Consider the following 25,312-nt stretch of genomic DNA (forward strand, 5'->3'; position numbering starts at 1 on the left):
CCCGGTGAGCGTCCGCTCCCGCGCCGCCCGGCACCCTCCGACCCCGCTCCCCGTCCCCAGGAGGACCCCACCCGCATGGCTCATCTGCTCGGCACCCAGTCCCTCCACGTCGCACTGCCCGATCGCGTGCTGCTCGACGACGTCACCGTCGGCATCGACGAGGGCGACCGCATCGGAGTCGTCGGCCGCAACGGCGACGGCAAGTCGACGCTGCTGCGCCTGCTCGCCCGCGCGCAAGAGCCCGACGAGGGACGGGTGACGGTGCGGGGCGGGGTGCGCGTCGGCGTCCTGACCCAGCAGGACGAGGCGACGGTCGGGGCGAGCGTCCGCGACCGCGTGGTGGGCGACCGGCCCGAGTACGAATGGGCCTCCGACGCGCGGATCCGCGACGTTCTCGCGGGTCTGCTCGGCGGCATCGCTCTCGACGCACCGCTCACGGACCTCTCGGGCGGGCAGCTGCGCCGCGTGCATCTGGCGGAGCTGCTGGTCGGCGACTGGGACGTGCTGCTGCTGGACGAGCCGACGAACCATCTCGACGTCGAGGGCATCGCCTGGCTCGCCGAGCACCTGCGGCGGCGCTGGAGCGCGAAGGACGGCGGGCTCGTGGTCATCACCCACGACCGCTGGTTCCTCGACGCGGTGTGCACCCGGATGTGGGAGGTGCACGACGGGATCGTCGAGCCCTTCGAGGGCGGGTACGCCGCCTACGTCCTCCAGCGGGTCGAGCGCGACCGGCAGGCCGCCGCGATCGAGTCGAAGCGGCAGAACCTGATGCGCAAGGAGCTCTCGTGGCTGCGTCGCGGCGCGCCGGCGCGGACCTCGAAGCCGAAGTTCCGCATCGACGCGGCGAACGAGCTCATCGCCGGCGAGCCGCCCGTGCGCGACACGGTCGCGCTGACCCAGCTGGCGACCACGCGGCTGGGCCGCGACGTGATCGACGTGCTCGACGTCGACGCCGGCTACGGCGACACGACCGTGCTGGAGGACGTGACCCTGCACATCGGCCCGGCGGACCGGATCGGGATCCTCGGCCCGAACGGGGCCGGGAAGTCGACTCTGCTCGCGCTGATCACCGGGGACCTCGAGCCGCTCGCCGGGCGGGTCAAGCGCGGCAAGACGGTGACGGTGCGGCAGGTGTCCCAACGGCTCGAGGGGCTGCAGGAGCATCTGGAGTCCCGGGTCAGCGATGTCGTGGGGAGATACCGCACCACGTTCACGGCCGGCAAGGACGAGGTCTCCCCCGGTCAGCTGCTCGAGCGTCTGGGCTTCACCGCGGCGCATCAGAAGGTGCAGGTCAAGGCGCTCTCGGGTGGTCAGCAACGTCGACTCGACCTGCTGCTGACGCTGCTCGAGGAGCCGAACGTGCTGGTGTTGGACGAGCCGACCAACGACATGGACACGGACATGCTCGCGGCGATGGAGGACCTGCTGGACACCTGGCCCGGGCCGCTGCTCGTGGTCTCGCACGACCGCTACCTGCTCGAGCGCATCACGGACACGCAGTACGCGGTGCTGGACGGCACGGTGCGCCACGTGCCGGGCGGTGTGGAGCAGTACCTGGAGCTGCGCGCGGCGAGCGAGAAGGCCGCGGCGGCGGGTTCCGCGGCGACGGGCGGGGCGTCCGGCGCGGGCTCCTCCGGCGCTGCCGCCTCCGGGTCCGGGGCGGGGGGCGCAGGGACCTCCGGGTCCGGGGGCAGCTCCGCGGGTGCTCCTGCCCTCTCCGGCGCCGAGGCGCATGCGGCGCAGAAGGAGCTCGGCGCGATCGAGCGGCGGATGCAGAAGCTCGAGAAGCAGACGGAGTCCCTGCACGCGAAGCTCGCCGGGCACGACCAGTCGGACTACCAGGGGCTGCAGGAGATCACCGCGCAGCTGCACGAGGTCGAGCGGGAGAACGAGGAGCTCGAGGAGCGCTGGCTGGAGCTGTCCGAGCAGCTCGGCTGAGCGTCGACGCCCGGCTGAGGACGGCCGGCGCACGGCGCTCGGGATCCTCGATTCCCGGATCTGCTCATCTCCTCCCGACTATCTCCCGCGACTGCCGCGTCGCACGATCCAGTCACCCGGGTAGCCCGGGAGACGGTGGATCCGGTGTGGATCCGGGATATCCGTGAGCCGCAGGCGCAGATCCGTGAGCGCGCGCTGCAGGGTCATCAGCTCGCCGGGCTCGTCGTGCCCCAGCGGCAGTCTCTCGCGCCCACTGTTCCCAGGGGTGATCGCGTCGCATCGGCGGTCCGCGTGCTCGCCGGTCGTGCGGTGCTCCGCCATCCGTTCCCTCGCCGCATGCTCTGCCGTCGCGGGGCTTCTCTGAACATCGGTGCCGGATGCGCGGCTCGCGGATGCGCATCGTCGTCGGTAGGTGCCGAGCGGATCGAGGTTGATCGCCCCGCGGGTCGCGCTGCGGCCGTGACGGGTGGTCCAGCGGACGGTGCGGCGCACGCCGTCCTCGTCGCGGACCACGCGTGCGGTCTCCCCGGCGAGCTCCTTCTGGTTGCATGCGGCGCAGAGGCCGTTCCCGTTGTCGAGGGACGTCGCCCCGCCCTGCGACCAGGGGGTGATGTGGTCGATCTGCCGTATCGGAGCGTCACAGTGGGGTCCGCGGCAGGTCTGGTGGGCGAGGGTGAGGAACCTGGTCAGCGCTGCGGGAAACGCCCGCGACCGTGATTCCACCGCGACCAGGTCGCCGTGGTCGAGGTCGGCGTAGAGCTGACGGATCGTGAGGGCGAGGTCGGTGTCCTCCTCGGCCTGGGCCGCGCGGAGCATCTCCTCGCGCACATGGTCGTAGGGCATGGACCCGAATCCTTCGACCAGGGCGGCATCGGCGTGCGCGGGGGCGAGGAGGGACCGGTCGGTGATGACGATCCCGACGTCGAGCGTCGTGGGGTCGATGCCGTCGCCGCGACCGATCAGCGCGTCGGCGAAGAGGTCGGCCATGATCTGCTGGTGGCCGCGCCGGTCGCCCTGGGCGCGGGCACTCTCGGCCGCGACGTCGAGTCCCTTGCGGATCCGAGCGCCGTCGATGCCGGGGACGAGGGCGGTGATCCGCGCCATCCCGTGGTCGGTGCGCCGCACCGTCACGTGCCGCTCCCGCTTCGCGGCCTGGTGGCGCGCGGCGGCACCAGCAGGGTCGAGGGAGTGGAGGATCCTCGACGCCTCGTCGCCCCATTGCTGAGGCCCGCACCCTTCGAGCTCGGCGAGCCGGGAGGTGAGGATCGCATCGACCTGTCGACGCTGCTCCGGGGTCGCCGGGCCCAGGACCGAGCCGACCTTGTGGGCGGACTGCGGGAGCATGCGCGCGGAGGAGAGCGCCGAGATCATCCCGGGCATGCTGCCGACGAGCCGGCGGGAGGTCGCCAGCGTGCGCCCTGCGACCGCGCGGGAGGACTTCAGCGCCCGCGACGCTTCGGCGCGGGCCACCAGCGCGGCCTGCCTGGGGCTCTCCTCCCGTCGGACGCAGTCCGCCTTCACCGCGTCCTCGAGGTGCACCGCTGTCCGCGCGCGCAGCGACTCGAGCGCTCCTTCCAGGCCGACGATGGTCTCGAGGAGCGCTATCGTCCCGTCGATGTCCAGCGAGTCCAGGGGCGCGGAGCCCCGCGCACCGAGCTCGGCGAGGACCTCGCGGGCGGCGAGGAGGTCGAGCTCGCCGATGGTCAGCTGCTCGGCGTCGACCTGGATCGGGCGGTCCGCACGAGGAGGGAGCTCGCCGGCCGGATCCCCGGACGGGCGGAAGTGCTCCCCGGACGGGCGACCATGTTCCCCGGACGGGCGGCCGTGACCGCCGGAGGCGCTGGCGGCACCTTCGGGGATCTCGCGCTCGTTCGAGGATTCCTTCGACATGCCTCAACTTTCGCACGGCCATTCGAGGAAGAGAAGACCCACAATGCAGCTACCGACCAGGAACTTCGCTGTGTGGACAACCCGGACGTGGGGAGGACAGGTCGGCGGTCGCAGCAGGCAGCAGCACCAGCACCCGCCCGCCGAACTGCAGAGACACACCCATCTCAGGCCCTCGACTGCGCGTCTGGATCCGAGGGGGAATGTCAAGCGGCGTCGATTCCTGTGGATAACTCGGCTGCCGTCCACGATCTTCCGCACCGAATTGCGGACAGCGCACTGTGGAAAACCAATACGTGGGGAGGAACCCTCGACACGACGCGGTGGATGACTCCGCTTCGTGGAGGAACCGTCCAAGCCGCACCGGGACGGGGCCGCGCCCGGAGGGGCGGGCCGCAGCCCCGCTCAGCTCTCCTCGAGCACGCTCGCGCCGGGCGCCGAGCCCCGCGCGATCAGGCAGGACTCCACCAGCCCGCCCTCCGTCAGGCCTGCCGCGATGGTGCGCGCGGCAGCCTCGTCCTCGACCAGCGCGGCGACCGTCGGCCCGGAGCCGCTGACGATCGCCCCGATCGCGCCGAGCCGCTCGGCGGCCTCGACGACCTCCTCGAGCCGGGGATGCAGGGCGAACGCCGCGGCCTGGAGGTCGTTGTGGAGGGTGTCGGCGAGCAGCTCGAGGTTGCCGCCGCTGAGCGCCTGGAGCTGTCGCTCGTCGATCTCGGGTCGCTCCGGCGGCACCCGGCCACCCGCGAGAACGAGCTCGTCGAAGCGCCGGAAGACCTCCGGGGTGGAGAGGTGCCCGCCGGGGACGGCGAGCAGCCAGGTCCACTCGCCGTGGGTGAGCACCGTGGTGAGGTCCGCACCATTGCCGCGGCCGAGCGCGGTGTGGCCGAGCATCGAGAAAGGCACGTCGGCGCCGAGCCGTGCCCCGAGCGTGCGCAGCGCCTCGGCGCCGAGACCCAGCCCCCACAGCCGGTCCAGCGCCACGAGCACCGCCGCCGCATCGGCCGAGCCGCCCGCCATGCCGCCGGCGACGGGGACCTGCTTGCGGACGTGGAGCGCCGCCGCGTCCCGCACGCCGCACTCGGTGCGCAGCAGCTCGGCGGCGCGCAGGGCGAGGTTGGTGCCGTCCAGCGGCACCTCCCCGGGCACCTCGGAGGTGATCTCGAGGCTCATCTCGTCGGCGCGGGTCGCCGTGACGGTCTCGTAGAGGTCGACCGCCTGGAACACCGTCGCGAGCGCGTGGTAGCCGCGGCCGTCCACGCCGCCGACGTGCAGGGACAGGTTGATCTTGCCGGGGGCGCGCACGACCACCCGTTCGAGGGCGCCGCTCACCCCTCGGCTCCCGTCGCGTCGTCCTCGGGCGCGGAGCGCCCCGTCCCCTCGCCCGCCTCGGCGTCGCCCTCGGCCTGCTCGGCAGCGGCGTGCGCGATGGAGCGGAACTGCTCGATCTCGAGGGTCTCTCCTCGAGCCGACGGGTCGATCCCGGCGGCGCGGAGGATCTCCTCGGCGCGTGCCGCGGCGCCCGCCCAGCCGGCGAGCGCGGCGCGCAGGGTCTTGCGGCGCTGGGCGAAGGCCGCATCGATCACGGCGAAGACCTGCTCCCGCTCCGCCGCGGTGCCGAGCGGCTCCTCGTGGCGGACCAGCTGCACCAGGGCGGAGTCGACGTTGGGGACGGGCCAGAAGATCTGGCGTGAGATCCGTCCGGCCTGGACGGCGCGGCCGTACCAGGCGGCCTTCACGCTCGGACCGCCGTAGGTGCGGGAGCCGGGTCCGGCGGTGAGACGGTCGACGACCTCGGACTGGACCATGACCAGCGCCGAGCGGAGCGAGTCGAAGCGCTCCAGCATGGTCAGCAGGATGGGGGTGGCGACGTTGTAGGGCAGGTTCGCGACCAGCATCGTCGGCTCCCCCGCGCGGGGCAGTGCGGGCAGCTCGGTGACCTGGAGAGCGTCGGCGTGGACGAGGCGGAAGCGCTCCTCCTCGACGCCGCGGGCGCGCAGGGTGAGAGGGAGCAGCTCGGCGAGCCCGCGGTCGAGCTCGACGGCGACGACGTCCGCCTGCGCCTCGAGCAGGCCGAGCGTGAGGGACCCCAGACCCGGCCCGACCTCGAGCACGGCCTGGCCGGGCTCGACGCCGGCGCGTCCGACGATGGTGCGCACCGTGTTGAGGTCCATCACGAAGTTCTGGCCGCGCTGCTTCGAGGGGCGGATCCCTGCGGCCTCGGCGAGCTCGCGGATGTCGCGGTGGGTCAGCAGCAGGCCGGCGCCGTCCTGCTCGCCCCCGCGCCCCTGCTCCCCCGTGCTCATGCCGCGGCCGCCTCGGGCCAGCCGTACACGTCCTGGGTGGTGACCCGCACCGCGCGGCAGGCCTCCTCGAGGGAGGCACCGGTGGTCTCCGCGATCGTCGCCATGGTCAGCGGGATCAGGTACGAGGAGTTCGGCCGGCCGCGATAGGGCACGGGGGTGAGGAAGGGCGCGTCGGTCTCGACCATGACCTGTCCGAGGCCCACCTCGGCGAGCGCGGCGCGGAGGTCGGTCGCGTTCTTGAAGGTGACGGTGCCGGCGAAGGAGAGGTACCAGCCGCGGTCCGCGCACTCGCGCGCGAACTCCGCGTCGCCGGAGAAGCAGTGGAAGACGGTCCGCTCGGGGGCGCCGTCGGCCTCGAGGATCTCGAGCACGTCGCGGTGCGCGTCGCGGTCGTGGATCTGGAGCGGGAGGTCGAGCTCCTTGGCGAGCGCGATGTGGGCGCGGAAGGAGGAGATCTGCGCCTCGCGGGCCTGCTCGTCCTTGCGGGAGGTGCGGAACCAGTCCAGGCCCGTCTCCCCGACCACGACCATTCCGGGCCCGCGCAGCAGCTCCGAGACCTCGGCGATCGCGGCGTCGAGGCCGACGATCCCGCGCCCTTCGTGGTCGTGGCCGCGGGCGTGCAGCGCCGCCTCGTTGGGGTGCACGGCGACGCCGCCGCGCAGGGTCGGCGGGCAGTCCGGGGCGGCCAGCAGCGCCGCGGTCCAGCGCACCGCCTCGAGGTCGGAGCCGATCGTGATCTGCGCGTCGATGCCGGCGGCGGCGGCGCGGTCCACGTGGTCCTGGACGCTGAGCTGCGTGTCGCCGTCGGCGAAGTCGAGGTGGCAGTGGTTGTCGATCACCGGGGACGGCAGCGGCTCGGGCGCGGGCGGCCAGGAGCGGTCGCGCTTCTTCCCGCGCGGATCGATGTCCTCGCGGTCGCGCACCGGCGGGAGCGCGGAGGCGGGGGTGTTCTCGTGCGGTGACGGCATGCGACCATCGTAGGAGGGTCGCCGCACTGCTCCGCACCGTGTCCTCGGGAGCGCCCCCGCGGCCTGAGTGGCCGACGGCCATCGCTCTGCCGCGCAGTGCCGCAGAGGCGCCCGACTGGCCGTGTCCTGCACCGCCGGTGTGCTACCTCACGGAGCGCGAGGGCGCGGAATCGATGCGGATGTGGCAGGATGGGTCGTCGTTGCGCGCCCTTTCGTGCACCCGAGCGCCCCGATCGTCGTGTCCCCGGACACTGCAGCGGGTTCGGGTCGCTGCTCGGGACGGACGCCAACGCCGTTCATCCTCCGGACCGTCCAAGGAGCGTCCCATGGCAGTGCCCAAGTTCAAGATGTCCCGTGCGCGCACGCACTCCCGCCGCTCGCAGTGGAAGGCGAACAACGCCGACCTCGTGCAGGTGACGGTCCGCGGCCGCACCGCCAACGTCCCGCGCCGCCTCGCGAAGGCCTACCAGCGCGGCCTCCTCCAGATCGAGGACTGATCTCGCGCGGGCACGGCCCGCACGCAGGACCTTCGAGAACGCCCCCGGCACCTGGCGCCGGGGGCGTTCTCGCATGCGGGGCCCGCACGCCACGGGGCGCTCACACCCCCGGCGCCCCATCGCCGGCGTCCTCACCGCCGACGGGCGGCGAGCGCGAGGTCGTACAGCTCGCTCGCGCCGACGCCCTCGTGGGCCCGGGCGATCTCCTTCGCCGCGTCCTTGAGCCGCTCCCCCGCCGCCGCCCGCTCGAGCACCTCGTCGACGAGGTCCTCGGCGGAGGCGAGGACCGGCTCGGCCCCGGCGATGACGATCACGATCTCGCCGAGGACCTCGGTGCCCTCCGCCCAACGGACCACCTCGGCGAGGGTGCCGCGCAGGATCTCCTCGTGCGTCTTGGTCAGCTCGCGGGCCACGGCCGCGCGTCGGCCCTCGCCGAAGGCCTCCGCCATCGCGGCGAGGGTCGCGGCGGTGCGCCGCGGCGATTCGAAGAAGACCATGGTGCGTCGCTCGTCCGCGAGCGGCTCGAGGGCGCTCGCGCGCCGACCACCGCGCCGGGGCGGGAAGCCCTCGAAGGTGAAGCGGTCCGGGGCGATCCCCGAGGCGGCGAGCGCGGTGAGCACGGCCGACGGGCCGGGGATCACCGTGACAGGCAGGCTCTCCTCCACGGCAGCGCGCACGGCCTCGAAGCCGGGATCGGAGACCACCGGCATCCCGGCGTCGGTGACCACGAGGACCCGCTGCCCGGCACGGACCGCCTCGAGCAGCGTCGCGGTCCGCTCGGCCTCGTTGTGCTCGTGGTAGGAGAGGATCCTCGCGCTCGTGGAGACCTCGAGGTCGCTCATCAGCCGGTGCAGGCGCCGGGTGTCCTCGGCGGCGATGAGGTCCGCGGAGCCGAGCGCCCGCAGCAGGCGCACCGAGGCGTCCAGGGGGTTCCCGATCGGGGTGGCGGCGAGGGTGAGGACTCCGGGCTCGAGCATCCCGCCATGCTAGTGCCGTCGGTGCCGGTCCCCACGACGCCGTAGGGCTCCGCGTGCTGTCCGTGACGCGGCCTGCCGATCACCTAGCATGACCGGGTGCGCACCGAGCTGTCCGAGGAGGAGTCCGCGGCGGGGGCCCGTCGTCGTGCGGCCGTCGAGGACGAGCCGGGCGCGCTGCTGGCCTCCTATCGTCGGCGTCTGCGCGCCGTCGATCTGCCGGTCTCCCGCCTCGCGTGGGCCGGGGCGATGGCCGTGTTCGGCCTCGCTCTCGTGCTGCGGCTGTGGGGGCTGGGCTCCATCGGGGAGCTGATCTTCGACGAGACCTACTACGTCAAGGACGGCTACACGCTCACGCAGACCGGCGTGGAGATGGACTGGCCCGAGGAGCCCGACGCGGCCTTCGAGGCCGGGGACGTCGACTCCTACGAGGAGACCGGCTCGTACGTGGTCCATCCGCCGCTCGGGAAGTGGCTGATCGGCGCGGGCATGACGCTGCTGGGGGCGGACAGCCCCTGGGGCTGGCGGATCTCCTCCGCCGTGCTCGGCTCCCTCGCGGTGCTGATGCTGACCTTCATCGCGCGGCGGCTGTTCCGCTCCACCACCGCGGGCCTCATCGCGGGGCTCCTGTTCGCCGTGGACGGGATGGCGCTGGTCCATGCGCGCACGAGCCTGCTGGACCCCTTCCTGATGGTCTTCGTGCTCGCCGCCTTCGGCGCGCTGCTCATCGACCGCGACCGGTTCCGGGAGCATCTCGCGCTGGCCGCCGCCCGGATGCAGCTGGCCTCCGAGGCGCCGCCGCCGCTCGGGGCCTCGGGCGGGCTGCGGCCCTGGCGGATCCTGGCCGGGGCGCTGCTCGGTGCGGGCTGCGCGGTGAAGTGGTCGGGGCTGTACTTCGTGGCGGTCTTCGGGATCATGACCGTGCTGTGGGACTGGTGGGCGCGCCGCACGATCGCCCAGCCCCGCTGGTTCCTCGTCGGGCTGGTGAAGGACGCGATCCCCGCGTTCTTCGCGGTGGTCGGCACGGCGCTGCTGACCTACCTCGTCTCCTGGGCCGGCTGGTTCGCCTCCTCGGTCGGGTACAACCGCCATCTCGCGGCCGACGAGGGCGTCGCCACCGGGTTCGGTCCGCTCGATGCGCTGATCTCGCTGTGGCTGTACCACCGTCAGGCCTACGACTTCCACGTCGGCCTCGACTCCGAGCACCCCTATCAGGCGCACCCGGCGGGCTGGCTGCTGCAGCTGCGGCCGACGAACTTCTACTACCGCTCCTACGACTACGGGGAGAACGGCTGCGAGGTCGCCCGCTGCGGCGCGCACATCCTCGACGTCGGCAATCCGCTGATCTGGTGGCTGGGAGCGCTGGCGATCCTCGTCGCCGTGGTGCTCGGGATCGTGCATCGCGACGGGCGGGCGTGGGCGTCGCTGTCGGGGGTCGTCGCCGGCTACCTGCCGTGGCTGCTGTACACCGACCGCACCATCTTCACCTTCTACGCGATCGCCTTCGAGCCGTGGCTGATCCTGTGCCTGACCTACATGCTCAGCCTCGTGATCGGTCCGCCCGGCGCGGAGCGGGAGCGGCGCCTGGCCGGCGGGCTGTTCGTCGGCTCGCTGCTGGTGCTCATCGTGATGGTCTCGGCGTTCTTCTGGCCGGTGTGGACCGGGCAGGTGATCGACGTGGAGCAGTGGCAGTACCGGATGTGGCTGCCGTCCTGGACCTGACGGACCGCGGGCGCGCCGGCGTCCCGTGCGGCAACCCCGCAGTCCGGTGCATCACGGCCCCTGACCGCCGCTACGATGACGCCATGGCCTCGGACTCCTCAGCGCTGCGAGATCTCGCCCACGACCTCGGCGTCAGCACCCGGTACTGGGGGTGGGACGGCACCGAGAAGGATGTCGCGGACTCCACCCTGCACGCGATCCTCGCCGCGCTCGGCTCCCCGGTCGCCTCCGACGGGGACATCGCCGCCGTCCGCGCCCGCCGCGAGCGCGCCCCGTGGGAGAGCACCCTCCCGCCCGTGACGGTGATGCGCGAGGACCGTTCCTCGAGCGTCCCCGTGCACGTCGACCACGGCACCCCCGTCACCGTGCACGTCCTGCTCGAGGAGGGCGGCCGGGTCGACCTCGTCCAGGGCGAGGACCACACCCCCGCCCATGATCTGGACGGCACGCTGCGCGGCCGCGCCCGCTTCCTGCTGCCGGAGGGGCTGCCGCTGGGCTGGCACCGGATGGTCGCCGAGACCGCCGCCGGTCCCGCCGAGGCGGACCTCGTGGTCACCCCGGCACGGCTCACCGTCCACGAGCAGTACGCGGCCCGGCGCGCCTTCGGCGTCCAGGCGCAGCTGTACTCGGTCCGCTCCGAGCGGTCCTGGGGCATCGGCGATCTCGCCGACATGCGCGACCTCGCCGCGATCACCGGAGCCCGCCACGGCGCGGACTTCCTGCTGGTGAACCCGCTGCACGCCTCCTACCCGACCCCGCCCGTGGAGCCCTCCCCCTATCTCCCGGTCACCCGGCGCTTCACCGCCCCGCTGTACCTGCGGATCGAGGACGTGCCCGAGCACCGCTCCCTCACCGAGGTCGCCCGTCAGAAGGTCGAGCTGCTGCGCGGCACGGTCGCGGACCGCAACACGCGCGGGGACCGGCTCGAGCGCGACGCCGTGCTGGAGGCGAAGCTCGAGGCGCTCGAGGAGCTGTTCGCGGTGCCGCTGACGGCGGGCCGGGCCGCGCTGCTGGACGCCTACCGGGCACGGGAGGGGCAGGGGCTCGAGGACTTCGCCCTGTGGTCGGCGATCGCGGAGTCGGTGCGCGGCACGGCCGACGAGGAACTGCTGCAGCACCTCGACGAGGCGACCCTCGAGCGGGCCCGGACGGAGCTCGCCGACCGGATCGAGTTCCACGTCCGAGTGCAGTGGTGGCTGGATGAGCAGATGGCCGCCGCCCAGGCCGCTTCGCGCGAGGCGGGGATGCGAATCGGGATCATGCACGACCTCGCCGTCGGCGTGGAGCAGGTCGGCGCGGACTCCTGGGCGCTGCAGGGCGTGCTCGCGCGCGGCGCGACCGTCGGCGCCCCCGCCGACCAGTACAACCAGCAGGGCCAGAACTGGTCGCAGCCGCCCTGGCACCCGGAGCGTCTGCGCGAGGCGTCCTACCGGCCGTGGCGGGACATGCTGCGCACCCTGATGCGGCATGCCGGCGCGCTGCGGATCGACCACGTGCTGGGCCTGTTCCGGCTGTGGTGGATCCCCGAGGGGCACCGGGCGGCCGACGGCGCCTACGTCTCCTACGACCACGAGGCGATGATCGGGATCCTCGCGCTGGAGGCGCAGCGCTCGGGCACCCTCGTCGTCGGCGAGGACCTGGGCACCTTCGAGCCGTGGGTGCGCGACTACCTGGTGGACCGCGGGATCATGGGCACCTCGATCCTGTGGTTCGAGTACGACGGCGAGGGGAAGCCGCTGCGCGCCGAGGACTACCGCACCCTGTGCATGGCCTCGGTGAACACCCATGACCTGCCACCGACGGCCGGCTATCTCGCCGGCGACCACGTCACCCTCCGCCACGAGCTCGGGCTGCTGGAGCGGCCGCTGGACGAGGAGCTCGCGGCCGACGCCGCCGGGCGCGAGGAGGTGCTGGACGTGCTGCGTGCCGAGGGGCTGTTGGCCCCGGGCCCGGCAGGCGACGTCGAGGAGACGGTGATCGCACTGCACCGGCACCTGGCCCGCACCCCGTCGATGCTGCTCGGGGTCTCGCTCGTGGACTGCGTGGGCGAGCGGCGGATCCAGAACCAGCCGGGCACCGACGAGGAGTACCCCAACTGGCGGATCCCGCTCGCGGACCCGGCCGGCCGGGTCGTCGGCCTCGACGAGATCGCGACCGATCCCCGCACCGCACGGCTGCTCGCCGCGGTGCGGGAGGGGATCGGCGGGCGCTGAGCCCGCTCTCCCCCGCCCGCCGGGACGCTCGACGACGCAGCCCCGCCTCCCGTGATCGTGGGAGGCGGGGCTGCGTCGTCGGCGGGGCAGACTCAGGAGGCGGTGACGGTGCCCCACTCCTCGCGCGCCTCGAGGAAGGCGCGGGCCGCGGCCTGGGCGCCCTCGAGGCTGTGGTGGGCGCCCCAGCCGCACTGGACCTCGTTCGCGGCGGGGACCTCGTCGGCCGCGAGCAGGTCGCGCAGGGTCGCCTCGAGGATCGGGGCGAAGCCGTCTGCGTCGTGGTCCCCCACCAGCAGCACGTAGAACCCGGTGCGGCAGCCCATCGGGGAGACGTCCAGGACGTCCCCGGAGTGGTTGCGCATGTGCTCGGCCATCATGTGCTCGAGGGAGTGGACCGTCTCGGACTCGAGATGGGCGAGGTTCGGCTGGGTGAAGCGGACGTCGAACTTGGTGAGCACGCCGCCGCCGGGCAGCTCCTTGCGGTCGGCGATGCGCAGGTAGGGCGCGGCGACGGTGCGGTGGTCGAGGTTGAAGCTCTCGACGTTCATACGGGGCTGATCGGTCATGGTTCTCCTCTGGTCGGGGGCGGGCGGAGGGGTCAGGGGCCGATGCGGCGGATGCGAGGTCGGCGCAGTCGGCGGGTGCGGGGGCGCGACGCGGGCGCTCTGCGCGGCTCGGTCAGCGGCTCGAGCGGGAGGTGCGGCCGCGGACGACGCCGACGAACTCCTGACGGATCTCGTCGTCGGCCGCGCGCGGCCAGGCGAGCGCGATGCGTGTCGGTTCGCCGTCCCGCAGAGGGAGGGCGACGGCGTCCTTGCGACGGTGGAGGCGGGCGAGGGAGAGCGGGACCCGGGTGAAGCCGACGCCGCTCGCGGCCACGGCGATCCGCGAGGCGGCATCGTCGAGGTGCTCCTGCCGGATCTCGGTCTGCCCCTCGAGGTCGGCCTCGACGATGTCGTCCTGCAGGCTCAGCACGTCCTCGTCGCCGACGACCACGCAGGCGCGCTCCTCCCACAGCGCCACTCGGTGCAGCTGCTCGCCCGACTCCTCCGGCAGCGGGAGCCGCACGAAGCACATGTCGACCTCGCCGCCGATCAGCGCCTCCGTCTGGCGGGACAGCGGGACGGGGACGAGCTCGAGCCAGGCGTCGCGGCGGCCGGACTTCCAGCGGCGCAGGAAGCGGTCGGGCTCGACGCCGGGCACGAAGCCGACGCGCAGGGTGGTGTGGTGCATGGGACCAGACTAGGGCCAGTGCCGGTCCGAGGTCGTCCCGGGGCTCGTCGGTCGCTCGGCGCGGGCGAGGACGCGCAGCAGGTCCGGGGTGAAGCGCTCGGCGCGGACGAGGTTCATCATGTGGTTGCCGTAGGGCAGCAGCTCGAGCCGGCCCTGCGGGGCGGCGGCGGTGAACGAGCGCTCGTGCAGGCGCAGCTGCTCGAAGCGGCCGTGGAGGAAGGTCACCGGCGCGGGGATGCGGGACAGCTCGCCGCGCAGGTCCAAGGAGGCGACGGCGGCGAAGGCGGGGGCGACCACGTCGATGTCGGCCCGTCCGCCGCGCAGATAGGCGCGGGCCCCGTCCCGGCCCAGCAGACAGGTGAAGGGGAAGGCCTCGGAGCCCCTCCGCATCGCGGGAAGCAGGTCGGTGGCGGTGATCAGGCGGGCGTAGAGCCGGGCGGTGAGCGGGGTGGGCTGCACCGCGGCGCCGCAGGCGACGAGTGAGCCCAGCACGGGCGATGCGCCGGCCCTGTCGGTGCCGGCGTCGGCCCGGTCCGCTGCGTTGAGCCGCGCCGCGGAGCGGATCGCGAGCATCCCGCCGAGCGAGCTGCCGACGAGGTGGACGGGCAGAGCGGTCGCCTCGTGCGCGGAGCGCGCCGCGCCCTCGATGACGGCCTGCGCCGCCTCGAGGGTGAAGGGCTCGCCGCGGCGAGCGCCATGTCCGGGCAGGTCCGGGGCGATGACGTGGTGCCCGGCGGCGCGGAGCGCGGGCACCTGCGGGTCCCACTGGCTGTGCGAGGTGCGAGTGCCGTGCACGAGCACGACGGGCCAGGGGCGCGCGTGCCCGGCAGGGCCGGAACCGACGAGAACCGCGGGGTCGCTCACGCCGGCACCGTTGCCGCCGCGCAGCGGTGCAGCACCTTCGCGAAGCGCTTGGGGCGGGAGAGGTTCGCGATGTGCCCGGCGTCCTGGAGGATCACGAGCTCGCCGTCGCGGGCGGCCTCGACGAAGAGCGCCTCGTGGCGGCGGAAGGGGTCGTGCTCGCCGTTGACGAAGGTGATCGGCACGTCGATCGCGGCGACGTCGGCGAGCAGGTCGAGGGCGCCGATCGTGCGCACCACGGTGCGGATCACTCCGTGGGCTCGGCCGCCGCCGTAGTACCGCTTCGCGGCCTTGCGGGTGTGTCGCCGGGCGAAGGAGCGGGCGACGCGGGCGTCGGAGTCGCCGGGCAGCCAGTCCTTCATCGTCATCCACAGCCCGTACATCAGCGCCATCGCGGGTCCGGGCACGATCGTGCAGTCCGCGGCGACGACGCCCGCGAGCCGGCCCGGGTTCGTGCCGGCGAAGTGGAGGGTGAGATAGCCGCCGAGCGAGAGGCCGACGAGCAGCGGCGGCTGCTGGCAGCGGGAGACGGCCTCGTCGATCGTGGCGAGCGCGGACTTCAGGGTGAAGGGCTCGCCGCGGCGGGCGCCGTGGCCGGGCAGGTCCGGGGCGATCACCTCGTAGCCGCGGTCGCGCAGACGGCGCACCTGGCCCTTCCACATGGTGCGCGAGGAGCGCACGGCATGGATCAGCACGATGCTCCGAGTCACGGCGTCCCCTCCCCGGCCCTCTGCGGCCCGTCCCGCACGGAGCGTACCGGAGCTCTCGGAGCGGGACTAGCCTGGGACGATGCCGAGCTACCGCCTCCACCTGCCGATCGGTGCGCTGCACGCCGGCGCCGCCCCCGCAGACGTGCTCGAGCAGGCCGCGCTCGCGCTCGGCTCCCTCCACGCCGTGGAGCGGAAGGACGTCGAGGCGCCGCTCGTCGCGGGCCGGCGCGTCGGCCGAGTGGTGCTGCGCTTCGGCGTGGATCCGAGCTCCCGGGTTGAGGAGGACGAGTCGGCACGGCGGGCTCTCGCGGCGGTGGCCCGGCACCTCGAGGAGACGATGTGCGAGGTCGCTCCGGCGAGCGCCGTGGTGCTGAGCCGCGGTGCAGGCGGACGTTTCCGTCCGATCCCGCCGTCCCGCCCCGGGGCCTGACGACGCGTCCCGGGCCTGGGACGAGCCCTGGTCGTGTGGTGGGATGAGCACGGTGCGCGGTCCGTGCGTGCTGCCGTCGTCCCAGGGGGAGGACGATGATCCAGCCCATCACCGCACCCGTCGGCCGCCCGCTCCCCACCGCGGTCACCGGCACCAACGGCAGGACCACCGTCGCGACCGCGACCCTGCAGCTGCTGCGCGCGGCGGGGCTGCGCGCGGCCGGCTGCGACTCGACCGGGATCGACGACGTGCACGGTGCGGGCCGCGCCTGGTGATGGTCGGTCCCGGCGGGGAGGTGGCGCTCGAGGAGGCCGAGGAGGTCGCCGCGGCCGACGGGGCGATGCGGCTCGAGGGGGTGCTGCGCGCGGGCTCGCAGCGTCTCCCGGTGCTGGTGCCGACGGTGCACGCGGTGGCGGTGACGAACCTGCTGCTCGCGGCGAGCGCGGTGACCGCCCCCGGTGCGAGGCCCGGGACGGTGGCCGAGGCGCTGGCCGGGGTGGCTCCTCCCAGGGCCGGCTCGAGGTGATCGGGCGCCGCGGCGGCGTCACCGCGATGGTCGACACCGCCCGCCGAGGTGCGGGAGGGCTGCCCGGGCTCGATCGAGGTGCCGCGCCGGGCCGATGCGATCCGCGCCGCCTGGGAGATGGCGCGCAGCGGTGACGTGGTGCTGGTGGCCGGCAAAGGGGACGAGACGGAGCAGCTGGTGGGGGCGCGGCGCGTGCCGCACGACGACCGGGCCGTGCTGCGAGGGCTGCTGGCGCGGGGCTGAGGGGCCGGACATGACGGTGCGGCGCCCGCTTCTCGCGGACGCCGCATTATCCCGCTCGCGAGCACGAAGAACCCCGCCGGTCCGGAGACCAGCGGGGTGATTTTGTGGACCTCCGTAGCAGCTTCTCAAACCCCCGGAAGCCGCTCGGATCGCTGATTTCCCGCGTTCTACGGGGTTCGCGGGCTCGTCGGCCGCGCACTCGGGGTGCTCAGATCGCCGATGAGCGCGGTCCGGTGCGTGAGAATTCGCGTCAGTCTCAAACCCGTTTGAGCGTCTCCAATCGAGCCGAGCTGATCGCCGGGTACGCCGATGGTGTGCCCGTGCGGGAGCTGGCGACGCGGTTCAACGTGCACCGCGGCACCGTGCGGGAGATAGCCCGGCAGGCGGGCCTGGCAGCGCGCCGACCGGAGTTGCCGGACGCGACCCGACAGGACGCCGCCCAGCTCTACGCGGGTGGGCTGACGCTCGCTCAGGTCGCCGCACGACTCGCAGTCAGCACCGAGGCCGTGCGCTCGGCGGTGATCGCAAGCGGTGGAACGATCCGTGCTGGCGGTCGTCGCCGGGTCGGTGCCTGAGTTCTCACACTTCACCGGACACCTATCGCGTCCACCGCGGCGCGCTCTTCGGCATCGTCTGCTTCGGAACGCAAGCTGGCGCGCTCACGACGGGCGGTGACGGTCTCGCGGACATGGGCGCGGATCAGGAGCACAGCGCTGACCGGCCCGATCCAGAGCATCTTGAGCATGTTCCAGATCGCCCACAGCACTACAAGGTGGAGCCATCCGGGGCCACCCTGCTCGACAAGTTCGACGCAGACGTTCGCGATCAGCAGGTACGGGATCGCGAGCAGCATCGCGGGGATACCCCACTTCAAGCCGCGTCGGCGGGTGCGGATCGCATCCAGCAGGATGTTGGTGGGCATATAGCGCCGCAGGAAGTAGCGGGTGTGGACGCTGACGGTCCAGATCAGACGGATCATGGTCTTGTTCCTCTCCATCGCACAGTGCATCTGGTGAGGCAGTGCGTTGGAGAGTGACCCGGGGGTCTGCCGCGAGCGGCGCGCTACAGAGGAGAAATCCACCTCAACGCCGAGTATACGCCCGGGCCGGACAGGACGGAAGGGACCGGCGAACTCGCGCCGAGCGCGGGTCGATCGCCGGTAGCGGGATCGCGGTTAGCGGTAGGAGCTGGCTGTGTTGGCCCACTTGGCGCGAGCGCGTTCCATGACCTTGCGGGCGCCGCTGTGGTTCATCCTCCAGCGGGCGACTGCGAGGCTGACGTCGTAGGCATCTGCTGCCTCCTCGTCGGTGGCGTTCGCTCGGGCGAGCCGGAATGCTCCGTCGTTGGGGATCAGCATCTCCCCTGAGAGCCAGTCGGCTTCGGCTTCTTGGTCGCCGCCGAGCCCGCACTTCCTCTCGTCGGAAAGAGAGACGCCGAACTTGTGCTCCAGGACGACGTGGGCGAGTTCGTGGCACATGGTGGTGCGACGACGGGTCAGTGGCTGAGCGTCGTTCTCCAGGATGACCACGCCGCTCCCGTTCGGGATCAGCGCCCCGGACAGTGCGCTTCCGTCCGCTCGCAGGAAGTGGTCACGCGCGCCACCATCGAGGTCGCTGAGTTGGACGACGGGGATGCCGTACTCAGAAGCGAAGGTGTAGGGGTCGAAAGGCGCGTGGGCGTCGAGACCGATCTCGGCTCGTAGCTCCAGTGCGAGGCTCTTCGCCTCGGTCTTGAATCCTCGACGCACGAGTCATCCCTGTGCCCGTGCACGTTCGATGGTCGCGCCGATGACCTGTTGCAGGTACTTGACGTCGGTCTCGCTGAGGTCCTTCCGGGCGCGCAGGAGCGGCGCGAGCTGCGCCATGAGGTCGGGTTCACGGTCGTCGTTGGCGTCACGTTCTCCCTCGTGCTCGAAGAAGTCCTCGGCCGGGAGTCGGAGCCAGGCGATGATCGTGGCGAAACCGTCGGTGTCCGGCTTGAGGCCGTTGCCGAGCCGAGACAGCAACGAGGGGCTCACGCCGATCTCGCCGGCGAGTGCCCGCCAGGAGATTTGCCGCTCCTGACGCGCGGCGTCGAGGGCGGAGTGGAGCGCGGCCGTGTTGATCGTGGTCTTGGCCATGCACCCAGTGTGTCACATCTGCGACACCTCGTCGCCTCCGAAACGGAGTGTGTTAGAATTGAAACGTAGCATCGAGTGTGGAACGCAAAGGAGGTGAGGAGCATGGCAGGCAAGCGAGGGCGTAGCGCGGTCACCGGGCGGTTCGTGAAGCAGTCCACGGTGAAGCGTCACCCGAAGACCACGACCAACGAGAGCAACGGCAGGCGAGGCAAGAAGAAGTAGGCAGCGAGCCTGCCCTGCCCCGCGCAGCAATGTCGGTGGCAGTAACTACGGTGATCGAACAGACGGACCAATCAGGAGAACGATTATGAGTGTGACTGACGCCTTCAAGACCTTTCAGGACGTCGTGAATGCCGACATCACACACGTCCGCGAAGCACGCACTCGCCGCGATCTCTTCAAGGGCGCCTTCGGCACCGAGGACGATGTGAAGGAAGTCATTGCGTCCGGATCGCTCGCGCGAGGGACACACAAGGACCCGATCCATGACGTCGATGTGATCGTCGTCTTTGATCAGGATGAGCATCCTGAGTGGGGCTCGCCGGGAAGCTCCGCCGCGGACGCTCTCGATCACACCCGCGAGCGCGTCAACACGCTGCTCGGGGCAACGAACGGCACATACGACCAGGCGGTCCGCCTGGCCCGGTGGCGCAACCATGCCGTCAAGTGCTTCCTGGATGACCCTGATGATCCTCACGCGTTCACGGTCGACGCCATGCCCGCGCTTCGCCGCGATGGGCGACTCCTCATTCCTGAAGCACTCTCAGAAGATTGGGTCGCTTGCGACCCCGAGTTCCTAATCGCCGAGGTCGCGGATCGACACGCGCAGTGGAACAAGTTCGCCGGCACTGTTCGGATGCTCAAGTGGTGGGCCGCCGAGCAAGACACCAAGATCAAGTCTCTCGTCATGGAGGTCCTCGCACTCGACTTCCTGCCTACGGACGTCAACCAGGCGGCTGCGATCAAGCAGTTCTTCGTAAGCGCCTGCTACCACATCGAGGGCGGGAACGACGTCGCCGATCCCGCTGGACTCTGCGGACCGATTCAGCCTGACATCGACTACGACGCGTTCGCCGACGCCCTGCGGTCCGCGCGAGACAACGCCATCAAGGCGTTCCAGGCACAGGCGAACAATGACGCTGCGGCTGCGATCAATCACTGGGGTGAGGTCTTTGGGGACGACTTCCCGAAGCCTCCTGCCTCCACTGGCAATCCGGCGCCCGCGGTCGTGCCCGCGGCGCCCCGTCCGGTGAAGGACACTCCGCAGGGATGACTCGCGCAAAAGGTCCAGATCGCGGTGTGGGCACCACGGCGCTCAACCCCGTCCTCTGGACTGAGCGCGAACCTGTGCGACTGGCGCGCGATCAGAATGAGGTCCAGGCGTTCGCGCCATTGCTCGAATACCAGAGCCCCGCAGACGACGGCTTGCCGCACGGCGGATGGATCGGCGTCCTCCCCCGCTGGCCGTTCGAGCGGCCACAGCCCGATGCTCTCGATGAGCTGCTCGGGGACCAAGAACTGCGAGTGCTCGTCATCTACTCCGCAGCGCACCCGATGGTTCCGCCGACCATCTACTCCCTCGATCCGGAGCCGTCGATCTGGGAACAGACACAGTCCGCATGGCACGTTGCCCCAGGAGGATCGCTCTGTCTGCTCCAGAGCGATGGCGGCTGGCAGCCCGAGGCCAGCCTCACCGAGCTTCTGGCGAAGGCATCGGGGTGGCGGATCGAGTACGCCCTCATGAAGGCGGGAGTCATCAATGAGATGTCGGTCAATGGCATCGTCTCTGACCCCTCGCACGACCACCTGATTGACCGAGCGATTCAGCGAGCAGCTCCAACACCGGACCCGACCGAGGCGGGAGACACAGGTGTCTCCTCGTAACCCCTACATCGTGATGCCCAGAGACGCGGTCACCAAGATCGCAAGCTCCAACCTCTCGGGCGGAGCGCTGGTACTCCGCCGCGTTCCCGCGGACGATATGTACGTCGTCCAGGCCGTGGAAACCGGCAAAGACATCCGTCTTCCAGCCGACGTCCCACGCGAGTACGCCGCGCTTCGTTCAGGCGACCCCCACCATGCAGCTCAGTGGATCAGGGTGGCACCGAACGACGCCCATCTTCACCATCTCTTCTTGTCCAGGCGCCCCGATATCTCCATAGGCTTCAAGGATTTCAGGGAGCTGGTGCCGGGCGTTGCCGACCCCGGCAACAACCTTGGCGTGGTCGTCACTCACGACCCCGATCTTCCACCAGAACTGGTGGAGGCCGGTGCCTCGGAGTTTGCGGGCTGGGCCGTCCGGCGCGATGGTGTGGAACCGCTCGCTATCGAGATCGAGCCAGAAGTTGTTGGCCTGGCACAGTTGGCTGGCAAGTGGCCGATCGAGCAGCTCGCCGCCAACAGCATCATGGTCGTGGGCTGCGGCAGCATCGGTAGCGCCGCAGCAGAGGCGCTCGCAGGATACGGAGTCGGACGCGTGGAACTTGTCGACCCGGACCGATTCCTCTGGCACAACATGCTCCGCCACACTCTCGGAGCCGAAAGCGTCGGGCGATACAAGGTGACGGCCATGAAAGATCACCTGGCCCAGCACTGGCCGCAACAGACAGTGGTCGCCCACCGACGCGACCTGGTTGCCGAGGCCCACTACATCCGGCCCATCGTCGACCGCGTCGATCTGGTGCTGTGTGCCGCAGACGGTATTGCTCCCAGGCGTGTCGTCAGCCACCTCTCCAGACGCGCACAGAAGGCGGCGATCTTGGCGTGCGTGCTCGACAATGGCTCGATCGGAGAAGTCATCAGGCTGCGACCAACGCCCCGGTTCGGATGTCTCCTCTGTCTACGGCAGCAGCTTGCAGATCAGGGAGCGATGGACGCTGAGGCGGATCAGGAGTTGGATTACGGCACCGGGCGCGTCCATCAGCCTATGACGGCTGTGCCGCCCGATCTCCGATACGTCGGCACGTTCGCCGCGAAAGTAGCGATCGCGACACTGCTGGAATCGCTTCACGGCGACCACACCCAGCAGGTTCCCGGCGAACACGCCATCATCGGTCTTCGACCAACGGGTGACCTCGCAGCCCCGTTCGACCTCAGCCAAGCCGGCGATGTTCGGTGGTCGTCCATCCCCAGACCTCGCGCATCGTGTCCGACCTGCTCGCCAGGATGACAGCGCGGCGAGAGGTGACTCCGGTGACGATCACTGACGTCGCACTCAGCGCAATCGCGCGCGAGGCGTTGCGGTCCGTCGACGGACTCGAAACTGGCGGCATCTTGCTCGGGGACGACGCGACTGATGGGATCGTCATCCGACACGCCGGCGGACCTGGACCCAAAGCCACCCGCGGCGAACGCACCTTCATGCGCGACCTCGACCATGCCCGGCGTCTCGCGGACTCCGCCTGGTCGGAGGACCGTAGCCAGTGGATAGGCGAATGGCACACCCACCCGACCGGAGGACTCTCCCCGAGCGAGGTTGATCTCCACTCCTACATGCGCCATCTGCACGACCCCGAACTGGGGTTCGACAAGTTCGTCGCGATCATCGCTGGATTCGATTCATCGGCACGCGTGGTCGTTGCAACTTGGCTCGTAGAACGGGACCGCATCGTGGCAGTGGTACCCGAGAGGCTTCCTACGGCGCCTGCCGTAAACAGCCCGTACGCCAGTGATGCGGTGAGGCACGCCGCCTTCGTAGCTGATGAACACAAGGAGACGCCATGACATCCGATTCCGCCGCCCCTGACCCAGCAGACCCTGTCTTCATCTCGTACCGACAGAAGGACGGTACTGGTGTTGCTGGGGAGCTCGCCTGGCTCCTGCGGGCTGCCGGCATCCCTGTCTGGCGGGACCGAGACGATCTGCCGCCAGGCGACACCGAGGCCCGACTCAAGCAAGCGATAGCGGGCGGCATCTCCGGCGGCGTTCTTGTGACGACGCCGGACGTGGTGAACAGCAGAGTCGTGAAGACGCTGGAAGCACCTCAACTCCTTGAACTACACCGCGACCACGAAGTGTTTGCGCTCGGCATCGTCAACTCGGTGAAGACAGAGGACGGCGGAACAGATTACGACGCTCCTGACCGGCTCCTAGAGATTCGTCCCGGCACCTTGAGCGGTGTAGATCAGCGATCCGCCGAGCGCGATGGTCTGCTGGCATTGATCCGCGGTTTGGTCTGGCACCGGATCGCGTCTCTTCGCAAGCGAATCGAGGCAACCGACCCGACGTTCCGCCTGAGCCTCCAGACCAGGAACACGCCACAGGTCTATGACCGAACCGGTGACGAACTGGACATCCGGCTCAGGCCCTCCGATCACGAACGGCTTCCGAGCACCGAGGGGCTCCGAGATCTCAAGGACACCATTGGCCTCCTCCCCGATGCCGTGACCCGTTCCGGGGCACATCGCCTGCGTGTCGCTGGAGGGGCTCATCTCTCCGTGGCCTTCGCAATCGGGGCGGCTTTGCCTTCGTCTCGAATCGGGCACATGGACGTGATCGACCAACAGGGCGCCACCTGGGCGAGCGATGGCGAAGCGCGGTTCATCGAACAGCCGCAAGTACAGATCGCAGATCAAGGCGGCGACCCATCTGCCATCACGACCGGCCGCCCCTCCGTAGCCGTGTATGTCGATCTCCTGCCCCAACGCAGTGACACCGCCTTCACCCGCTATATCGAAGACCATAGGCCGTTTCTTGCGGCCTGGCGTCATCTCACAGGTGCGAGCGGCACGCTCCTCGACCCCGCTGATGCAGGCCTGATCGCTGCCGACGTCGCCGCGCACATCCGTGCCCTGTCGAACGACAACGCCAACGCCGAGGTGCACCTCCTGCTGCGGTGCCCGTTCCCACTTGCGCTTCTCATCGGGCGATTGACCAACACCCTGCGCGTAGTAGTCCATGAATGGGACGACTCCGACCCCATCGACGGTGAAGACTACCGCGCAAGGTACGTGCCCACGCTGCGTGTACGTACATCTGCAAGCTCCGGTGTCATCGAAGATGTGCTCCTCCCGGATGCGTCGTGACTGCGCCAACCGACCTTGCGGCCGCCCGTAACACCATGTTGAGCGTCACTCTCACGCGGAGGATTCGCTCAACGTTGAGACAACGGCGATCCGAAGGACACGGGCGTCTATGAGCTTCTCGCGCGATCCGAGCTTGTCCTACTCGGCATTCACTCAAGCGTGCCGCGCCTTCAAACCCAGCGAGCTGATCCCGGCGATCGCGCAAGCCTCGGCATCGCTCGGCGAACCGCCGTATCCAGATGCTGTGAAACATCGGATGCCGCCGTGGGGATTGGCTGCGGCCGCGCGAGATTCGCTTCTCTACGGCAATGAGTATCGCTCGAAGGTCGTCGATGAGGAGGCGCTGCGGAAGCTGATGCACAAGTTCCAGATCGCGATGGACATCGACGATGCCGATGTGGGGTCCGAGGACTTCCTCGTCAGACTGATGACTCGGGTCACGTACGAGCAGTTCCCCTACCAGGAGTCGATGTTCGAGGAACTTGCTCGCTCCCACGCCTGGATGGTCGAGGGCCTGCCCGATGTCGAGACCCGAGTGATCACAGAGGACTCGCTGGCGGCCATGCTCGACGGAGTTCCGTTCCGCGAGGCGATCGGCGCGACGTTCTTCCTCCAAGTGGGTGCCTTCCAGAACGGTGGAGCATATAAGCCTGGCTGGCTGGATCAGCCAAACTTCGCTGAGGTGCTGAAGCTCTATCCGCGGAGGAACATAGAGACGATCGCCTCTAGGCTCACCACGACACCCGCAGCCTTTCGGACTGCCTTCAACGACCACTCCGTCGGAACAGCCACAGCGGCCCGATTCGATTACAACCCGTTGATGGCGACGCCGTTCGTGGACATGGGCGACGGGGAGCCGGTTGCTCCAGCGACGCGTCTGATCATGCGGACGGTCACGCCGGGAGGCTTGTACTACGCCGGGATGGCCAAGCACGGCAAGGCTTTCGCGGATGATCTCGGAGGCCTGTTCGAGCACTACATTGGTCGACAACTCAGACTGATCGAGGACGCGGAGGTCGAACCCGAGATTGTCTTCGGCAAGGGTGGCGGTCACAAGAGCGTTGACTGGTTTGTGATCCTGCCCCATCTGGTCATCTTGGTTGAGGTCAAGTCTCGCCGCCTCGGCCCGGCAGCACGCGCCGGCGATGCGACGCTGATGAACTCGCTCAGCGAGACCCTGGGCGGCGCACGGAAGCAGTTGACCCGGACCGTCAGCCATCTTGCTGACAATCACCCGGCGTTCACGCACATCCCAACGGACCGCCCCATGTTGGGGTTGATCGTCACGGCGGAGCCGTTCTATACCGGGGCCGCATACCTTCTCGACCATGACGTTGCGGCCATCCCCGGCGGGAGGCTCCCAGATGTTCCTGTAACCGCGGCGAGCGCGCGTGAAGTCGAGTGGCTCGTGACGCACGGCAAAGACGTTGAGCCGCTGCTCCTCGCAGAGATGGCGAAGAGTGCAGGAGGTGTCGTCAGCCTGCGTGACATCGGTAAGAAGACTGATACCGAAAATCCGATTCTGTTGAACGCTTGGAATGCGTATCCCTGGCCGACCCGCAAAGGACGTGGCGATGGACAATCATCAGCGACGCCGACCGGCAATGGCTGACCCTCACAGTCAGACCAAGTCGATTGCAAGCTTCGGAAATGCCGAA

Annotated in this window: 27 protein-coding genes; 15 read left to right on the forward strand and 12 right to left on the reverse strand. The window is 70.3% G+C overall.

The annotated features are described in order from the left end of the window. Window positions 1-75: 75 nt before the first annotated feature. Window positions 76-1,941 carry an ABC-F family ATP-binding cassette domain-containing protein gene (locus L3K22_RS11045; RefSeq protein ID WP_263311442.1) on the forward strand — a complete coding sequence of 622 codons (1,866 nt, stop codon included), beginning with the start codon at window positions 76-78 and terminating at the stop codon, window positions 1,939-1,941. A 78-nt stretch (window positions 1,942-2,019) separates the two neighbouring features. Here L3K22_RS11045 and L3K22_RS11050 read toward each other — a convergent pair whose 3' ends face one another. The 4 genes from L3K22_RS11050 to L3K22_RS11065 all read right to left on the reverse strand — a co-directional run bounded on the left by L3K22_RS11050 (window position 2,020) and on the right by L3K22_RS11065 (window position 7,102). Further along, complete coding sequence (locus L3K22_RS11050) at window positions 2,020-3,831, reverse strand: HNH endonuclease (protein ID WP_263311443.1); 1,812 nt, start codon at window positions 3,829-3,831, stop codon at window positions 2,020-2,022. Window positions 3,832-4,233: 402 nt separating this feature from the next. Next, on the reverse strand, window positions 4,234-5,160 hold the full coding sequence (locus L3K22_RS11055; RefSeq protein WP_263311444.1) for a 4-(cytidine 5'-diphospho)-2-C-methyl-D-erythritol kinase: 927 nt from the start codon (window positions 5,158-5,160) through the stop codon (window positions 4,234-4,236). Continuing rightward, window positions 5,157-6,134 (reverse strand): 16S rRNA (adenine(1518)-N(6)/adenine(1519)-N(6))-dimethyltransferase RsmA, encoded by a 978-nt coding sequence (gene rsmA / locus L3K22_RS11060; protein WP_263311445.1) that lies wholly within the window; start codon window positions 6,132-6,134, stop codon window positions 5,157-5,159. Before rsmA ends, L3K22_RS11055 begins: the two co-directional genes overlap by 4 nt. Next, entirely contained in the window at window positions 6,131-7,102 is a 972-nt protein-coding gene (locus L3K22_RS11065) for a TatD family hydrolase (protein ID WP_263311446.1), read from the reverse strand. The genes rsmA and L3K22_RS11065 overlap by 4 nt, the downstream gene beginning before the upstream one ends. A gap of 326 nt (window positions 7,103-7,428) precedes the next feature. On the opposite strand from L3K22_RS11065, the gene rpmF reads away from it, so the two are divergent. After that, entirely contained in the window at window positions 7,429-7,599 is a 171-nt protein-coding gene (gene rpmF / locus L3K22_RS11070; protein ID WP_010551080.1) for a 50S ribosomal protein L32, read from the forward strand. Window positions 7,600-7,730: 131 nt separating this feature from the next. Here rpmF and rsmI read toward each other — a convergent pair whose 3' ends face one another. Next, entirely contained in the window at window positions 7,731-8,576 is an 846-nt protein-coding gene (gene rsmI / locus L3K22_RS11075; RefSeq protein WP_263311447.1) for a 16S rRNA (cytidine(1402)-2'-O)-methyltransferase, read from the reverse strand. A gap of 96 nt (window positions 8,577-8,672) precedes the next feature. Here rsmI and L3K22_RS11080 point away from each other — a divergent pair, with 96 nt between their 5' ends. Further along, window positions 8,673-10,295, forward strand: coding sequence for a dolichyl-phosphate-mannose--protein mannosyltransferase (locus L3K22_RS11080; RefSeq protein ID WP_263311448.1), 1,623 nt, complete (start codon window positions 8,673-8,675; stop codon window positions 10,293-10,295). A gap of 83 nt (window positions 10,296-10,378) precedes the next feature. Next, complete coding sequence (gene malQ, locus L3K22_RS11085) at window positions 10,379-12,508, forward strand: 4-alpha-glucanotransferase (protein ID WP_263311449.1); 2,130 nt, start codon at window positions 10,379-10,381, stop codon at window positions 12,506-12,508. 92 nt (window positions 12,509-12,600) lie between these two features. Here the strand turns inward: malQ and L3K22_RS11090 are convergent, their stop codons facing one another. The 4 genes from L3K22_RS11090 to L3K22_RS11105 form a co-directional block, all read right to left on the reverse strand. Then, entirely contained in the window at window positions 12,601-13,074 is a 474-nt protein-coding gene (locus L3K22_RS11090) for an S-ribosylhomocysteine lyase (RefSeq protein WP_263311450.1), read from the reverse strand. A gap of 112 nt (window positions 13,075-13,186) precedes the next feature. After that, entirely contained in the window at window positions 13,187-13,741 is a 555-nt protein-coding gene (locus L3K22_RS11095; protein WP_263311451.1) for a type 2 periplasmic-binding domain-containing protein, read from the reverse strand. A 9-nt stretch (window positions 13,742-13,750) separates the two neighbouring features. Next, window positions 13,751-14,605, reverse strand: a complete 855-nt coding sequence (locus tag L3K22_RS11100; RefSeq protein ID WP_263311452.1) for an alpha/beta fold hydrolase — start codon at window positions 14,603-14,605, stop codon at window positions 13,751-13,753. Continuing rightward, window positions 14,602-15,312: an alpha/beta fold hydrolase gene (locus L3K22_RS11105; protein ID WP_263311453.1), complete on the reverse strand. Its 711-nt coding sequence runs from the start codon at window positions 15,310-15,312 to the stop codon at window positions 14,602-14,604. Before L3K22_RS11105 ends, L3K22_RS11100 begins: the two co-directional genes overlap by 4 nt. Window positions 15,313-15,391: 79 nt before the next feature. Between L3K22_RS11105 and L3K22_RS11110 the strand changes: the two genes are divergently transcribed. The 5 genes from L3K22_RS11110 (at window position 15,392) to L3K22_RS11130 (ending at window position 17,086) form a co-directional block, all read left to right on the forward strand. Further along, the gene (locus tag L3K22_RS11110) at window positions 15,392-15,742 is read left to right on the forward strand and encodes a hypothetical protein (protein WP_263311454.1); all 351 of its coding nucleotides are present in this window, start codon (window positions 15,392-15,394) and stop codon (window positions 15,740-15,742) included. Between the two features lie 95 nt (window positions 15,743-15,837). Then, the gene (locus L3K22_RS11115; RefSeq protein WP_263311455.1) at window positions 15,838-16,017 is read left to right on the forward strand and encodes a hypothetical protein; all 180 of its coding nucleotides are present in this window, start codon (window positions 15,838-15,840) and stop codon (window positions 16,015-16,017) included. Beyond that, window positions 16,014-16,268 (forward strand): hypothetical protein, encoded by a 255-nt coding sequence (locus L3K22_RS11120; protein WP_263311456.1) that lies wholly within the window; start codon window positions 16,014-16,016, stop codon window positions 16,266-16,268. The genes L3K22_RS11115 and L3K22_RS11120 overlap by 4 nt, the downstream gene beginning before the upstream one ends. 48 nt (window positions 16,269-16,316) lie before the next feature. Further along, window positions 16,317-16,511 carry a hypothetical protein gene (locus L3K22_RS11125; RefSeq protein WP_263311457.1) on the forward strand — a complete coding sequence of 65 codons (195 nt, stop codon included), beginning with the start codon at window positions 16,317-16,319 and terminating at the stop codon, window positions 16,509-16,511. A 233-nt stretch (window positions 16,512-16,744) separates the two neighbouring features. After that, window positions 16,745-17,086, forward strand: coding sequence for a helix-turn-helix domain-containing protein (locus tag L3K22_RS11130; protein ID WP_200489057.1), 342 nt, complete (start codon window positions 16,745-16,747; stop codon window positions 17,084-17,086). A gap of 11 nt (window positions 17,087-17,097) precedes the next feature. Here L3K22_RS11130 and L3K22_RS11135 read toward each other — a convergent pair whose 3' ends face one another. The 3 genes from L3K22_RS11135 to L3K22_RS11145 all read right to left on the reverse strand — a co-directional run bounded on the left by L3K22_RS11135 (window position 17,098) and on the right by L3K22_RS11145 (window position 18,630). Then, entirely contained in the window at window positions 17,098-17,490 is a 393-nt protein-coding gene (locus tag L3K22_RS11135) for a hypothetical protein (RefSeq protein WP_135446954.1), read from the reverse strand. A gap of 195 nt (window positions 17,491-17,685) precedes the next feature. After that, window positions 17,686-18,258 carry an ImmA/IrrE family metallo-endopeptidase gene (locus L3K22_RS11140; protein ID WP_135446952.1) on the reverse strand — a complete coding sequence of 191 codons (573 nt, stop codon included), beginning with the start codon at window positions 18,256-18,258 and terminating at the stop codon, window positions 17,686-17,688. A 3-nt stretch (window positions 18,259-18,261) separates the two neighbouring features. Further along, entirely contained in the window at window positions 18,262-18,630 is a 369-nt protein-coding gene (locus tag L3K22_RS11145) for a transcriptional regulator (protein WP_135446951.1), read from the reverse strand. Window positions 18,631-18,943: 313 nt separating this feature from the next. On the opposite strand from L3K22_RS11145, the gene L3K22_RS11150 reads away from it, so the two are divergent. The 6 genes from L3K22_RS11150 (at window position 18,944) to L3K22_RS11175 (ending at window position 25,266) form a co-directional block, all read left to right on the forward strand. Continuing rightward, complete coding sequence (locus L3K22_RS11150) at window positions 18,944-19,903, forward strand: SMODS domain-containing nucleotidyltransferase (protein ID WP_200489059.1); 960 nt, start codon at window positions 18,944-18,946, stop codon at window positions 19,901-19,903. Next, window positions 19,900-20,514 (forward strand): ubiquitin-conjugating enzyme family protein, encoded by a 615-nt coding sequence (locus tag L3K22_RS11155; RefSeq protein WP_182495684.1) that lies wholly within the window; start codon window positions 19,900-19,902, stop codon window positions 20,512-20,514. Before L3K22_RS11150 ends, L3K22_RS11155 begins: the two co-directional genes overlap by 4 nt. Then, window positions 20,501-21,799 carry a HesA/MoeB/ThiF family protein gene (locus L3K22_RS11160; RefSeq protein ID WP_135446947.1) on the forward strand — a complete coding sequence of 433 codons (1,299 nt, stop codon included), beginning with the start codon at window positions 20,501-20,503 and terminating at the stop codon, window positions 21,797-21,799. Before L3K22_RS11155 ends, L3K22_RS11160 begins: the two co-directional genes overlap by 14 nt. A gap of 23 nt (window positions 21,800-21,822) precedes the next feature. Beyond that, window positions 21,823-22,353, forward strand: coding sequence for a Mov34/MPN/PAD-1 family protein (locus L3K22_RS11165; protein ID WP_135446946.1), 531 nt, complete (start codon window positions 21,823-21,825; stop codon window positions 22,351-22,353). Continuing rightward, window positions 22,350-23,654: an SAVED domain-containing protein gene (locus L3K22_RS11170; protein WP_135446944.1), complete on the forward strand. Its 1,305-nt coding sequence runs from the start codon at window positions 22,350-22,352 to the stop codon at window positions 23,652-23,654. Before L3K22_RS11165 ends, L3K22_RS11170 begins: the two co-directional genes overlap by 4 nt. A 109-nt stretch (window positions 23,655-23,763) precedes the next feature. Continuing rightward, window positions 23,764-25,266: a nuclease-related domain-containing protein gene (locus tag L3K22_RS11175; RefSeq protein ID WP_135446942.1), complete on the forward strand. Its 1,503-nt coding sequence runs from the start codon at window positions 23,764-23,766 to the stop codon at window positions 25,264-25,266. The last annotated feature ends 46 nt before the right edge of the window (window positions 25,267-25,312 follow it).

The sequence above is a fragment of the Brachybacterium atlanticum genome (assembly GCF_025669985.1).
GTDB lineage: Bacteria > Actinomycetota > Actinomycetes > Actinomycetales > Dermabacteraceae > Brachybacterium > Brachybacterium conglomeratum.

Coding starts and splice junctions, on each gene's coding strand:
- L3K22_RS11115 (WP_263311455.1), top strand. CDS start 15,838: ATGATCCAGCCCATCACCGCACCCGTCGGCCGCCCGCTCCCCACCGCG.
- L3K22_RS11090 (WP_263311450.1), bottom strand. CDS start 13,074: ATGACCGATCAGCCCCGTATGAACGTCGAGAGCTTCAACCTCGACCAC.
- L3K22_RS11135 (WP_135446954.1), bottom strand. CDS start 17,490: ATGATCCGTCTGATCTGGACCGTCAGCGTCCACACCCGCTACTTCCTG.
- malQ (WP_263311449.1), top strand. CDS start 10,379: ATGGCCTCGGACTCCTCAGCGCTGCGAGATCTCGCCCACGACCTCGGC.
- L3K22_RS11045 (WP_263311442.1), top strand. CDS start 76: ATGGCTCATCTGCTCGGCACCCAGTCCCTCCACGTCGCACTGCCCGAT.
- L3K22_RS11170 (WP_135446944.1), top strand. CDS start 22,350: ATGACATCCGATTCCGCCGCCCCTGACCCAGCAGACCCTGTCTTCATC.
- L3K22_RS11050 (WP_263311443.1), bottom strand. CDS start 3,831: ATGTCGAAGGAATCCTCGAACGAGCGCGAGATCCCCGAAGGTGCCGCC.
- L3K22_RS11155 (WP_182495684.1), top strand. CDS start 19,900: ATGACTCGCGCAAAAGGTCCAGATCGCGGTGTGGGCACCACGGCGCTC.
- rpmF (WP_010551080.1), top strand. CDS start 7,429: ATGGCAGTGCCCAAGTTCAAGATGTCCCGTGCGCGCACGCACTCCCGC.
- L3K22_RS11065 (WP_263311446.1), bottom strand. CDS start 7,102: ATGCCGTCACCGCACGAGAACACCCCCGCCTCCGCGCTCCCGCCGGTG.
- rsmI (WP_263311447.1), bottom strand. CDS start 8,576: ATGCTCGAGCCCGGAGTCCTCACCCTCGCCGCCACCCCGATCGGGAAC.
- rsmA (WP_263311445.1), bottom strand. CDS start 6,134: ATGAGCACGGGGGAGCAGGGGCGCGGGGGCGAGCAGGACGGCGCCGGC.
- L3K22_RS11145 (WP_135446951.1), bottom strand. CDS start 18,630: ATGGCCAAGACCACGATCAACACGGCCGCGCTCCACTCCGCCCTCGAC.
- L3K22_RS11175 (WP_135446942.1), top strand. CDS start 23,764: ATGAGCTTCTCGCGCGATCCGAGCTTGTCCTACTCGGCATTCACTCAA.
- L3K22_RS11095 (WP_263311451.1), bottom strand. CDS start 13,741: ATGCACCACACCACCCTGCGCGTCGGCTTCGTGCCCGGCGTCGAGCCC.
- L3K22_RS11110 (WP_263311454.1), top strand. CDS start 15,392: ATGCCGAGCTACCGCCTCCACCTGCCGATCGGTGCGCTGCACGCCGGC.